The organism is Escherichia fergusonii ATCC 35469 (assembly GCF_000026225.1).
Taxonomy (GTDB): domain Bacteria; phylum Pseudomonadota; class Gammaproteobacteria; order Enterobacterales; family Enterobacteriaceae; genus Escherichia; species Escherichia fergusonii.
In genome coordinates this window covers 3009685-3021070 of sequence record NC_011740.1, presented here as the reverse complement: position 1 = coordinate 3021070, position 11386 = coordinate 3009685, and the positions used below count along the sequence as shown (strand labels likewise).

Annotated in this window: 11 protein-coding genes and 1 pseudogene; 4 read left to right on the top strand and 8 right to left on the bottom strand. The window is 49.3% G+C overall.

Features of this window, described 5'->3' with window-relative positions; translation table 11 throughout:
* Positions 1–28 precede the first annotated feature (28 nt).
* From yqhH to yqhD, 4 genes and pseudogenes are all read right to left on the bottom strand, one after another.
* Complete coding sequence (gene yqhH, locus EFER_RS14875) at positions 29–289, bottom strand: lipoprotein YqhH (protein WP_000719318.1); 261 nt, start codon at positions 287–289, stop codon at positions 29–31.
* A gap of 116 nt (positions 290–405) precedes the next feature.
* Positions 406–1888: pseudogene (locus tag EFER_RS14870) on the bottom strand (DASS family sodium-coupled anion symporter).
* 155 nt (positions 1889–2043) lie between these two features.
* Positions 2044–2871, bottom strand: a complete 828-nt coding sequence (gene dkgA / locus EFER_RS14865; protein ID WP_000013171.1) for a 2,5-didehydrogluconate reductase DkgA — start codon at positions 2869–2871, stop codon at positions 2044–2046.
* Positions 2872–2974: 103 nt separating this feature from the next.
* Entirely contained in the window at positions 2975–4138 is a 1164-nt protein-coding gene (gene yqhD / locus EFER_RS14860; protein ID WP_001058836.1) for an alcohol dehydrogenase, read from the bottom strand.
* A gap of 192 nt (positions 4139–4330) precedes the next feature.
* On the opposite strand from yqhD, the gene EFER_RS14850 reads away from it, so the two are divergent.
* Complete coding sequence (locus EFER_RS14850; RefSeq protein ID WP_001078259.1) at positions 4331–5230, top strand: AraC family transcriptional regulator; 900 nt, start codon at positions 4331–4333, stop codon at positions 5228–5230.
* 37 nt (positions 5231–5267) lie between these two features.
* On the opposite strand, the gene yghB is transcribed toward EFER_RS14850, so the two are convergent.
* A complete protein-coding gene (gene yghB, locus EFER_RS14845; protein ID WP_000268411.1) occupies positions 5268–5927 on the bottom strand; it encodes a DedA family general envelope maintenance protein YghB in 660 nt (219 codons plus the stop codon).
* A 139-nt stretch (positions 5928–6066) separates the two neighbouring features.
* Positions 6067–7254: a cystathionine beta-lyase gene (metC, locus tag EFER_RS14840; protein ID WP_002431364.1), complete on the bottom strand. Its 1188-nt coding sequence runs from the start codon at positions 7252–7254 to the stop codon at positions 6067–6069.
* A 251-nt stretch (positions 7255–7505) separates the two neighbouring features.
* Here metC and exbB point away from each other — a divergent pair, with 251 nt between their 5' ends.
* The gene (exbB, locus tag EFER_RS14830; protein WP_000527865.1) at positions 7506–8240 is read left to right on the top strand and encodes a tol-pal system-associated acyl-CoA thioesterase; all 735 of its coding nucleotides are present in this window, start codon (positions 7506–7508) and stop codon (positions 8238–8240) included.
* Positions 8241–8246: 6 nt separating this feature from the next.
* Complete coding sequence (gene exbD, locus EFER_RS14825; RefSeq protein WP_001240704.1) at positions 8247–8672, top strand: TonB system transport protein ExbD; 426 nt, start codon at positions 8247–8249, stop codon at positions 8670–8672.
* A gap of 38 nt (positions 8673–8710) precedes the next feature.
* On the opposite strand, the gene yghA is transcribed toward exbD, so the two are convergent.
* Positions 8711–9595, bottom strand: a complete 885-nt coding sequence (gene yghA, locus EFER_RS14820) for an NADP(+)-dependent aldehyde reductase (protein ID WP_000018772.1) — start codon at positions 9593–9595, stop codon at positions 8711–8713.
* A 190-nt stretch (positions 9596–9785) separates the two neighbouring features.
* On the opposite strand from yghA, the gene EFER_RS14815 reads away from it, so the two are divergent.
* Complete coding sequence (locus EFER_RS14815) at positions 9786–10280, top strand: TIGR00645 family protein (RefSeq protein WP_000439332.1); 495 nt, start codon at positions 9786–9788, stop codon at positions 10278–10280.
* A gap of 39 nt (positions 10281–10319) precedes the next feature.
* Here EFER_RS14815 and gpr read toward each other — a convergent pair whose 3' ends face one another.
* Complete coding sequence (gene gpr / locus EFER_RS14810; protein ID WP_000262185.1) at positions 10320–11360, bottom strand: L-glyceraldehyde 3-phosphate reductase; 1041 nt, start codon at positions 11358–11360, stop codon at positions 10320–10322.
* Positions 11361–11386 lie beyond the last annotated feature (26 nt).

Sequence of the window (11386 nt, the reverse complement as noted above, 5' to 3'; positions counted from 1 at the left end):
ATGTTACCGGGAATACAAATTTAGTTTTTTAGTAGTCTGAATACATACGCAAGCAGCGCAAGCAATCGAAATAGTCCTGGGCATCAAGACGGGTATTTGCTCGGTTGGCTTCAGATTTTGCCGCGTAGATTTGCGGGCGTAACGCTTTAATATCCTGCTCAAGCCTGGTGATTTTGGTATTTAGCAGTTGAACATTGGTGGCAAGTTGATTAACTTTCGCTTCATTGACACAGCCACTAAGCAGGCTGCTGAGTAATAGTATCGATCCTATAGTGAAAATCTTTTTCATTTATTGTTCCCTCATAATCCATTTTTTTGATGAATCTATTTATTGCGGTATTAAATACGGTTTAAAACCGTTTTCTCCACAGATAGAAAAAACGGTTTAATTTGCCATAAATAGACTTAATACAAACCTAACATTTTCCACCAGGCCAGGCCGACCGTAATAAACACCGCCTGGTTAAATAAACTAATAACAAAGCCGGTACGCCACCATACACCTGTTGGCACATACCCTGCACCAAACAGAATCGGACCCCGGGCATGGGTGTATTGCGTCAATGAGCAATAAAGGCTGCTGGTAAATGCCAGCATCAGTGCCATGGGGGCCGCCGGAATATTAAGATGTAGCCCTACACCGAGGAAGACTGCATACAGTGCGGCAATCTGCGCGTTACCACTGGCGAAGAAATAATGGGTATAGAAATATGCCGCATTGAGTAGTAATAAAATCACGACCCAACTGGTGCCCCCCATTGCACTGCCAATTGTGTCACCTATCAGGTTACCAAACCAGGTGGTGAAACCGAGTTTTTTCAATTGGTTGGCCATCATCAACAGCGCGGCAAACCAGATTAAAGTATCCCATGCGCCTTTTTCGCTTTTGACATCTTCCCAACTGAGAACGCCACTCAGTAGTAAAATTGACAGGCCAACAAACGACGCGGTAGTGGCATCAACTTTCAGTACATCGCCAAAAATCCACAACACCAGCAGGACGCCAACCGTTGCCAGCATCAGCCACTCACCACGCGACATCTCACCCATTTGCGCCAACTCTTTACGAGCGATATCAGGAGCATCTGGGGTATGTTTTATCTCAGGGCGCGTCAGCCAGTAAACCAAAAGCGGGACGATCAACAACGAAACCACACATGGCAGTAGCGCCGCCATAAACCAGCTTCCCCAGGTTAACGTTACTCCGGCATTTGCTGCCAGTTTTACCGCCAACAGGTTGCCAGTGTAACCAGTCATAAACAGCGCCGCGGTGACATCGTTGACGTTACCAATACAGGTGACCAGGAAGGTGCCAATTTTACTGCGCGATTCATCATCCGGGCGTGAGTCGAAGCTGCGAGCCAGCGAATCGGCAATAGGGTAAATGACACCACCACAGCGTGCAGTATTGCTGGGCATAGCAGGGGAGAGAATCAGGTCGGCAAATGCCAGACCATACGCCAGCCCCAGCGTTCGTTTGCCTAACAAACGGATCATTTGTAACGCGATACGCCGCCCTAATCCGGTTTTAATAAAGCCTCTGGCAATCATAAATGCCACGACAATCAGCCAGATAAGCGAACTGTTTAATTCGCTCAGAGCGGTAGCAATAGCTTTGCTGGGAGTGGTATCGCCTGCAGCATAGGCAAGAGCAAAGACGGTAATACCGATAATGCCTACAGCGCCGATGGGGAGAACTTTTGCCACAATCGATGCAATGGTTGCGACAAAAATAATGGCGGAATGCCAGGCCGGTGCGCTAAGGCCGGAAGGCGGGGAAATTTGCCACAATCCTCCAGAAATAAGAACAATAATAATTAATGGGAGCCATTTGACGCCCTGAGGATTTTTTTCCGCCACAGTCAGTACCTATAATTAATATGAATATAAATTCATTAAATATAATAACCGTGAGTAATTATCTGGTTATTTGCCGGTAATGCTGCACGTGTGTTCGGAAAAAATACACTGACGTTCAGGGGCTAATTGTTTCTTAATATTTCGAAAATAAAGCCCGGCAGGAATACCGGGCGTGGAGAGGAATTAACCGCCAAAATTGTCCGGATCTGGACCGAGGCGTTTGCCCTTATCGAGTTTGGCAATTTCACCTAATTCGTCTTTATCGAGACGGAAATCCCAGACATTAAAGTTTTCCGCGATACGTGAAGGCGTAACCGATTTGGGAATAACGACAAGGCCATTATCCAGATGCCAGCGAATAACAATTTGCGCCGGCGTCTTGCCATATTTATCGGCCAGATCGCGAATAATTTTCTGATCAAATACACCTTCACCGCCCTGGGCTAATGGGCTCCATGATTCAGTTTGAATTTGGTGAGTGGCATTCCAGGCGTGCAGCTGACGTTGCTGCATTAATGGATGGAGTTCGATCTGATTAATGACAGGAGTTACACCGGTTTCGTCGATCAGTCGTTGCAGGTGGTTGATCTGGAAATTGCAGACGCCGATACTTTTGATCAGCCCCTCTTTTTGCAAGTCGATCATCCCCTTCCAGGCTTCAACATAATGATCGATAGCGGGTACAGGCCAGTGCATCAGCCAGAGATCGAGGTAATCCAGTTGCAGTTTTTCCAGACTTTCCAGTAGTGCTTCACGTGGACGCTTCTGATCGTCATTCCACAACTTGGTGGTAATAAAGAGAGATTCTCTGGGGATACCGGCACTTTTAAGTGCTTTGCCGACGCCTTCTTCATTTTTATACGCAGTCGCGGTATCGATTGATCGATAGCCCACTTCCAGCGCTTTATGAATAGCCGTAATGACTTCCTCGTTGCTCGCCTTCCAGACACCCAGGCCCAGTTGTGGCATTACATTACCGTCCCGTAGCTTGATAACGGTTGGATTAGCCATGCGTTCCTCCTTAGAGTGAACTCGCCGAAGCGGACTTCGGCGAGGTGGTGTGACTTAAGTCTGGACGATATGCCCAAAAACGAAAGTCAAAGGCAGAAAAACCTTACCGGGCGGCCTCGTAAATACGACGGCTAACATCAAGCGTAATATCATGATGTTCACCCAGTTTAGTCATGCCATGTTCTTCCAGTTTTTTCAGTAATGCCGGGATAGAGCTACCGTCCAGGCCGTAGTCGGAAAGGTGTGTTGGTACGCCCATTTGCTCGAAGAAATGACGTGTAGCTGCGATGGCAGCATCGATACGTTCGTCGTCACTACCTTCAGTGATATTCCACACGCGCTCGGCGTATTGCAGCAGTTTCTCGCGCTTGGTATCGCGTTTTTCATTCCACAAAGCCGGTAATACGATCGCCAGAGTTTGTGCGTGATCCAGCCCATGCATTGCTGTCAATTCGTGGCCCAGCATATGTGTTGCCCAGTCCTGCGGCACGCCTGCGCCAATCAGCCCGTTCAGCGCCTGAGTTGCCGCCCACATCACATTGGCACGCACATCATAATTTTCTGGCTCTTTCAGCGCTTTCGGACCTTCTTCGATAAGCGTCAGCAAAATACCTTCTGCGAAACGATCCTGAATTTTGCCATCCACCGGATAAGTCACGTATTGCTCAACAGTATGTACGAAGGCATCAACTACGCCGTTAGCTACCTGACGTGGCGGCAGGGTGTAGGTATAAACCGGATCAAGCACGGCAAATACTGGCTGAACATGAGAGGAGTGAAATGCCTGTTTGTCGCCAGTGGTTTTCCGCGAGATAACCGCGCCAGCGTTAGACTCTGAACCGGTAGCTGGCAGGGTTAATACACTGCCCATCGGAATAGCGCTTTTGATCTCCTTGCCGCCCGTTTCCAGAATGTGCCACGGATCAATGTCGTCAGGGTAATGAGCGGCGGCAGCAATAAATTTGGTGCCATCAAGAACTGAACCACCGCCTACGGCCAGCAGGAAGGTGACATTTTCTTCACGTACCAACTTAACGGCTTTCATCAGTGTTTCATAAGACGGGTTAGGTTCGATCCCACCGAACTCCAGTACATCCATGCCTTTAAGTGCATCCAGTACCTGGTCCAGAACTCCCGTTTTCTTCACACTACCGCCGCCGTAAGTAATTAATACGCGAGCGCCCTGGGGAATTTGGTTGCGAAGACCCGCGATAGCGCCTTTGCCAAACAAAATACGGGTTGGGGTGTGCAGATTAAAATTATTCATTACTCGCTCCCTTATGTGGGTAAAAAGAGGGCAGGCATCACGCTGCCTGATAGTGAACATTGTGGTAGTGAGAGGCACTCCTCTCAATGCTCATTTCTGCCAATGTCTTGCCCATTTCTCCAGAGTGCTGGAGAAATGCAATAAATTTGCGCACAATCAAAACGTCATAAAATGCCGAGAAAATCATGTGCTATGAACCGGGAAGAGATCTGCTTACAGCTTACAGAAAAAATTAATTTACTGAAAAATAACGTTAATATTCCGAAAGAGAGTGTGCCTGGCGTGCGTCTGATTTATGGCACTACGCCCGGTATGCGCACACCTGTGATGTATGATCCTGGTATCATTTTTCTCTTTTCCGGGCATAAAGTCGGATATATCAATGAGCGCGTGTTTCGTTACGACGCCAATGAATACCTGTTGTTGACCGTACCGCTTCCCTTCGAATGTGAAACTTTTGCCACGCCTGAAGTGCCGCTGGCAGGCATTCGCCTGGATGTCGATGTTCTGCAATTACAGGAACTGCTAATGGATATCGGTGAAGACGAGCAGTTTCAGCCTGCGATGGCTGCCAGTGGTATTAACTCTGCAATCTTGTCTGATGAAATCTTATGTGCTGCAGAGCGCTTATTAGATGTAATGGAACGACCGCTGGATGCCCGAATACTTGGCAAGCAAATTGTTCGCGAGATCCTCTATCACGTGTTGACCGGACCTCGGGGAGGAGCACTGCTGGCACTGGTGAGTCGCCAGACACATTTCAGTTTGATTAGCCGTGTCCTTAAGCGTATCGAAAATAAATACACTGAAAACCTGAGTGTGGAGCAGTTGGCTGCGGAAGCAAACATGAGCGTCTCGGCCTTTCATCATAATTTTAAGTCGGTCACCAGTACTTCGCCGCTGCAATATCTGAAAAGTTATCGACTGCATAAAGCCCGGATGATGATTATTCACGACGGGATGAAAGCCAGTGCGGCGGCGATGCGTGTTGGCTATGAAAGTGCTTCGCAGTTTAGCCGCGAGTTTAAACGCTATTTTGGTGTGACGCCGGGAGAAGATGCGGCAAGAATGCGGACGATACAAGGGAGTTAGCCTGTACCCGCACAAATGTCGGGTACAGGCTACATACTCAGGAGTTGCAGTATTTCTTTTTGATAACCACAAACAGCGTGCCTAACAAACCCGCAGTCAGCAGGGCAATCGGCAGGATCATCAGGAAGGTCATGACCTGATCTTCATGGCGTTTTACAAACGGGATCATGCTCAGGGCATAGCCAAAGCTGGTCACTACAGTGACCCATAACAGACCACTCAGCCAGTTGAAAAACTGAAAACGGTTGTTGGGTAAGCCAGAAATTCCCGCCATGGTGGGTAACAAGGTACGAACAAACGCGAGAAACCGTCCGGCGAGGAGGGCCAGCAAACCGTGGCGATCAAACATGCAAGTGGCACGTTGGTGGTATTTGTCTGGAAGCTGCGCCAGCCAACCTTTCACCGTTTTGGTATTTCCCAGCCAGCGCCCCTGAATATAGCTCAGCCAACAACCCAGACTCGCAGCCGTCGTTAAAATCGCCAGCGTCGGAATAAAATCCATTACTCCTTGCGCTATCAGCGCACCTGCCAGTAACAACAGGCTATCGCCTGGTAAAAACGATGCCGGTAACAGGCCGTTTTCTAAAAACAGCGTGGCAAACATGACAAAGTAAACAACGTTAACGATATGAGGATCGGCAAGTGCCGCAAAATCGTGTTGCCAGAGCGCAGCGATAATATCTTGAATAACAGCCATGGACTTTCCTGTGGAACAGCATTTCAGCCTTTAACTGCCTATTGTACTCCTGATTCGCCCGTGACGCCTTGATCACGGGCGCAACAATTTAAGACTTTTCACAATTAAATGTCTGCAAATTTGTCCAAAACTGGCAACGTTACACAATTCGCGTAAAACCGGCGTCCAGATCGGCAATCAAATCATCGACATCTTCCAGACCAATATGCAGGCGAATCAAGGTCCCGCTAAAATCGATCTCGCCTTGTGGGCGAATGGCGGCGATATGTTCCGGTTGATTTGCCAGGATCAACGATTCATACCCGCCCCACGAATAGGCCATGCTGAATAAACTGAAGTTATCCAGATAGTTCGCCAGCTCTTCATCATTGAGTTTTTTCTTAAGCACAAAGGAAAATAGCCCGCTGCTGCCTGTAAAGTCTCGTTTCCAGAATTCGTAGCCTTTACTGCCAGACAGAGCAGGGTGGTTAACTCGCGCTACTTGCGGATGTTCCGCCAGCCATTCAGCTACTTTCAGGCTACTTTCATGATGTTGACGCAAACGCACACCCAAAGTACGCAGGCCACGGCTGGTTATATAGGCGGTATCGGCATCGACCATCTGCCCCATCAGATAGGCATTCTCCCGCAGCTGCTCCCAGCAACGGGCATTGCATACGGCAGTACCAATCATCGCATCTGAATGCCCCACCAGATATTTGGTGGCTGCCTGAATGGAAACATCGATGCCAAAATCCAGCGCCTTAAACAGCACACCGGCCGCCCAGGTGTTATCGATCATAATGATGGCATCTGGCACCACACTGCGCACGGCGGCAACAATCGCCGGAACGTCGTGGACTTCCATGGTGATGGAGCCTGGCGATTCCAGAAACACGATTTTAGTGTTTGGCTGCACATGTTTAACGATATCTGCGCCAATCAGCGGATCAAACCACGATGTCGTTACGCCCAGTTTGCTGAGGATTTTGCTACAGAAATCCTGACTCGGTTCATAGGCGGTGTTGGTCATCAACACATGATCGCCCTGTTCGACAAAAGCAAGAATAGAATTAGCAACCGCCGCAGCCCCGCAGGGGAACAGCACGCAGCCTGCGCCACCTTCCAGTTCACACATCGCTTCTTGTAGGGAGAAATGGGTTAACGTTCCGCGCCGTCCATAGAACAACTCGCCATTGGCGCGATTGCGCGTCGCGTGTTTTTTGGCTTCCACACTGTCAAAGACCAGCGAAGACGCGCGCTGAATCACGCTATTTACTGCACCGAGGGTATATTTTTTGCTGCGTCCTGCATTCACCAGTTGAGTATCAAGCTTTTTGTCCGCCATGTCGGGATTCCTGTTTTTATACGTCTGGATGTCTAAACTAGCATGAATGTAGCCGCGCGCATCCTGAAGAATTGGCATAAAGCAGAAAATTTTCGCAAATGGCGTGCTGGTGACTTTTTTACTGCGTAAACGCAAGGAAAAGAAAGCAAAGGTACGGCAGTATGCAAATAGTAATGAGAACGACTATCAATTCGACGTCGTTTTGATATTATTATGCGCAGATTTTGTGATTTGCGTCCTGGAGATACACAGTGGGTAATAATTTAATGCAGACGGACCTTTCCGTCTGGGGTATGTATCAGCACGCCGATATTGTCGTTAAGTGCGTGATGATTGGGCTTATTTTGGCGTCCGTAGTCACCTGGGCAATCTTCTTCACCAAGAGCGTGGAGTTCTTTAAACAGAAACGTCGCCTTAAGCGTGAACAGCAACTGCTGGCTGACGCTCGCTCATTAGATCAGGCCAGCGAAATCGCCGGTGATTTTGGTAAATACAGCTTAAGTTTGCAGCTGCTGAACGAAGCGCAAAACGAGCTGGAGCTTTCTGCGGGTAGTGATGATAACGATGGCATAAAAGAGCGTACCAGTTTCCGCCTGGAACGTAGCGTTGCCGCTGTTGGCCGGTATATGGGGCGTGGTAATGGCTTCCTGGCAACTATCGGGGCAATTTCACCGTTTGTCGGTTTGTTCGGTACGGTCTGGGGCATTATGAACAGCTTTATCGGTATCGCCCAAAGTCAGACAACCAACCTGGCCGTTGTTGCTCCAGGTATCGCAGAAGCACTGCTGGCGACCGCAATTGGTCTGGTGGCGGCAATTCCGGCGGTGGTTATCTATAACATTTTTGCCCGTCAGATTGCTGGTTTTAAAGCGATGCTGGGCGATGTTGCTGCGCAAGTATTGTTGCTGCAAAGCCGTGACCTGGACCTGGAAGCCAGCGCCGCTGCGCATCCGGTACGTGTTGCACAGAAATTACGCGTAGGGTAATACGCCATGGCAATGCATTTTAATGAAAATCTCGACGATAACGGTGAAATGCATGATATCAACGTGACGCCGTTTATCGACGTTATGTTGGTTTTGCTGATTATCTTTATGGTGGCGGCACCGTTAGCGACGGTAGATGTGAAGGTGAACTTGCCTGCTTCTACCAGCACGCCGCAGCCGCGCCCGGAAAAACCGGTTTATCTGTCGGTGAAGGCGGACAACTCGATGTTTATCGGTAACGATCCGGTCACCGATGAAACAATGATTACGGCGTTGAATGCGTTAACCGAAGGCAAGAAAGACACCACCATCTTTTTCCGTGCGGATAAAACCGTCGATTACGAGATGTTGATGAAGGTAATGGACACACTGCATCAGGCGGGTTACCTGAAGATAGGTCTGGTTGGCGAAGAAACTGCCAAAGCGAAATAAAAATGATGCCCGGTTGCTTTTCACAACCGGGCATTTTTTTAGCCTAAATGCTCTCCGCCGCACACGCCGTGCACTTCTGCGGTGACATAGCTCGACTCCTGACTTGCCAGATAAACATATACAGGAGCCAGTTCTGCCGGTTGCCCCGCGCGTTTCATTGGCGTTTTCTGACCAAACTGCGGGATCTTATCCTGCGTTTGTCCGCCGGAAATTTGCAGTGCTGTCCAGATAGGGCCTGGCGCGACAATATTCACCCGAATACCTTTCTCCGCGACCTGTTTTGCCAGGCCACGGCTGTAGTTCAGAATCGCCGCTTTCGTTGCCGCATAGTCCAGTAAATGCGGGCTTGGCTGGTACGCCTGGATTGACGAAGTGGTGATGATACTGGCGCCTTTCGGCAGCAGGGGGATCGCTTCCTGGGTTAGCCAGAACAGCGCGAAAACGTTAATGGCAAAGGTCTTTTGAAACTGTTCGCTGGTGAGGTCTGCAATATCAGGAATGGCAACCTGTTTCCCGGCGACCAGCGCCATAATATCCAGCCCGCCTAACGCCTTCTGCGCTTCGTGAACCAGCGAACGGGCAAACTTCTCATCGCTTAAATCGCCCGGCAGCAGGACGGCTTTGCGTCCGCATTCTTCAATGATCTTTTTCACATCCTGAGCGTCTTCTTCTTCCACAGGAAGATAACTGATCGCCACGTCAGCGCCTTCACGCGCGTAAGCGATGGCGGCAGCACGACCGATTCCGGAATCGCCCCCTGTCACCAGTGCTTTACGATCTTTCAGGCGACCGCTACCAACATAGGTTTTCTCGCCGCAATCCGGCACTGGTGTCATCTTCGCCTGGATGCCTGGCGTCGGTTGTTTCTGTTTGGGATATTCACCAGTGTAATACTGCGTGGTCGGGTCTTTTAAATGAGACATCGCTTTTCTCCCTTCAGGTTCAACGTCCTTTAAGGGTAGACGCTCTCGGTGCGTTGATAAGGGAACCAGGAAGATCCCTAAACCTCGGATTTATGCGACAAAGGTTTAACGGATATGTTTATTTGCTGTTGCGTGCTGTTTACTCAATTGCGATATACTGTTACCCGTTTTAACTACACGACAGGAATGTATGGAACGTTTTCTTGAAAATGCAATGTATGCTTCTCGCTGGCTGCTTGCCCCCGTGTACTTTGGTCTTTCGCTGGCGTTGGTTGCCCTGGTGCTGAAGTTCTTCCAGGAGATTATTCACGTACTACCGAATATCTTCTCGATGGCGGAATCTGATTTGATCCTCGTGTTGCTGTCGCTGGTGGATATGACGCTGGTTGGCGGTTTGCTGGTGATGGTGATGTTTTCCGGTTATGAGAATTTCGTCTCGCAGCTGGATATCTCCGAGAACAAAGAGAAGCTTAACTGGCTGGGGAAAATGGACGCAACGTCGCTGAAAAACAAAGTAGCAGCGTCAATTGTGGCAATCTCTTCCATTCACTTACTGCGCGTCTTTATGGATGCGAAAAATGTCCCTGATAACAAACTGATGTGGTACGTCATTATCCATCTGACGTTTGTGCTCTCTGCATTTGTGATGGGCTATCTTGACCGACTGACTCGTCATAATCACTGATCTGATTCGGGCGCGGTTCTCGCGCCCGTTATCAATACGTCATTTATCGGACGATGCCTGCCACAGATTCAGCTCGCCATCGGCTATATGCTGGTCAATCTGCGCTAACTCCTCAGTGCTAAACGTCAGATTATTTAGCGCCTCCACGTTCTCTTCCAGTTGCTCCGCACGGCTGGCACCAATCAATACCGACGTCACTCGCTCATCTTTCAGCAACCAGCTTAACGCCATTTGCGCCATCGACTGACCGCGCTGCTGTGCCATTTCATTTAATAACTGCAGGCTGTTGAGGTTGGCTTCGGTGAGCATTTTCGGTGTCAGGCCACGAACTTTATTCCCTTCACGATGCATCCGTGAATCTTCAGGAATACCGTTGAGATATTTGCCGGTCAGCAATCCCTGAGCCAGAGGAGTAAAGGCAATGCAGCCCACGCCGTTATTTTCCAGGGTATCCAGCAGGCCACTTTTATCTACCCAGCGGTTAAGTAAATTGTATGAAGGTTGATGAATTAACAGCGGAATTTTCCACTCACGCAGTAATTCGACCATTTTTTGCGTCCGCTCTGGCGAGTAAGAGGAGATCCCGACATAAAGCGCTTTACCGCTTTGTACCGCATGAGCCAGCGCAGAGGCGGTTTCTTCCATCGGCGTATTTTCATCGACGCGATGAGAGTAAAAGATATCGACATACTCCAGCCCCATACGCTTCAGGCTTTGGTCGAGGCTGGCGAGCAGGTATTTACGTGAGCCGCCAGAGCCGTACGGGCCGGGCCACATATCGTAGCCAGCTTTGGTAGAGATAATCAGTTCATCGCGATAAGCAGCAAAATCCTCGCGCAGCAGGCGACCAAAGTTCTCTTCTGCGCTTCCTGGAGGAGGCCCGTAGTTGTTGGCTAAATCAAAGTGTGTAATGCCTAAATCAAAAGCTTTTCGCAGAATCACGCGCTGTGATTCCAGCGCGTTAACGTGACCGAAATTGTGCCATAAACCGAGCGATAACGCGGGCAGGCGTAAACCGCTTTTTCCGCAATAGCGGTACTGCATCTGCCCGTAACGTTCGGGATTCGCTAACCAGACCATGACCTCTCCTTTCCACCGTTCAATTT

Excerpts from the sequence above, each read along its gene's own strand:
- yqhH (WP_000719318.1), bottom strand. The coding sequence starts at position 289 with ATGAAAAAGATTTTCACTATAGGATCGATACTATTACTCAGCAGCCTG.
- dkgA (WP_000013171.1), bottom strand. The coding sequence starts at position 2,871 with ATGGCTAATCCAACCGTTATCAAGCTACGGGACGGTAATGTAATGCCA.
- yqhD (WP_001058836.1), bottom strand. The coding sequence starts at position 4,138 with ATGAATAATTTTAATCTGCACACCCCAACCCGTATTTTGTTTGGCAAA.
- EFER_RS14850 (WP_001078259.1), top strand. The coding sequence starts at position 4,331 with ATGAACCGGGAAGAGATCTGCTTACAGCTTACAGAAAAAATTAATTTA.
- yghB (WP_000268411.1), bottom strand. The coding sequence starts at position 5,927 with ATGGCTGTTATTCAAGATATTATCGCTGCGCTCTGGCAACACGATTTT.
- metC (WP_002431364.1), bottom strand. The coding sequence starts at position 7,254 with ATGGCGGACAAAAAGCTTGATACTCAACTGGTGAATGCAGGACGCAGC.
- exbD (WP_001240704.1), top strand. The coding sequence starts at position 8,247 with ATGGCAATGCATTTTAATGAAAATCTCGACGATAACGGTGAAATGCAT.
- yghA (WP_000018772.1), bottom strand. The coding sequence starts at position 9,595 with ATGTCTCATTTAAAAGACCCGACCACGCAGTATTACACTGGTGAATAT.
- EFER_RS14815 (WP_000439332.1), top strand. The coding sequence starts at position 9,786 with ATGGAACGTTTTCTTGAAAATGCAATGTATGCTTCTCGCTGGCTGCTT.
- gpr (WP_000262185.1), bottom strand. The coding sequence starts at position 11,360 with ATGGTCTGGTTAGCGAATCCCGAACGTTACGGGCAGATGCAGTACCGC.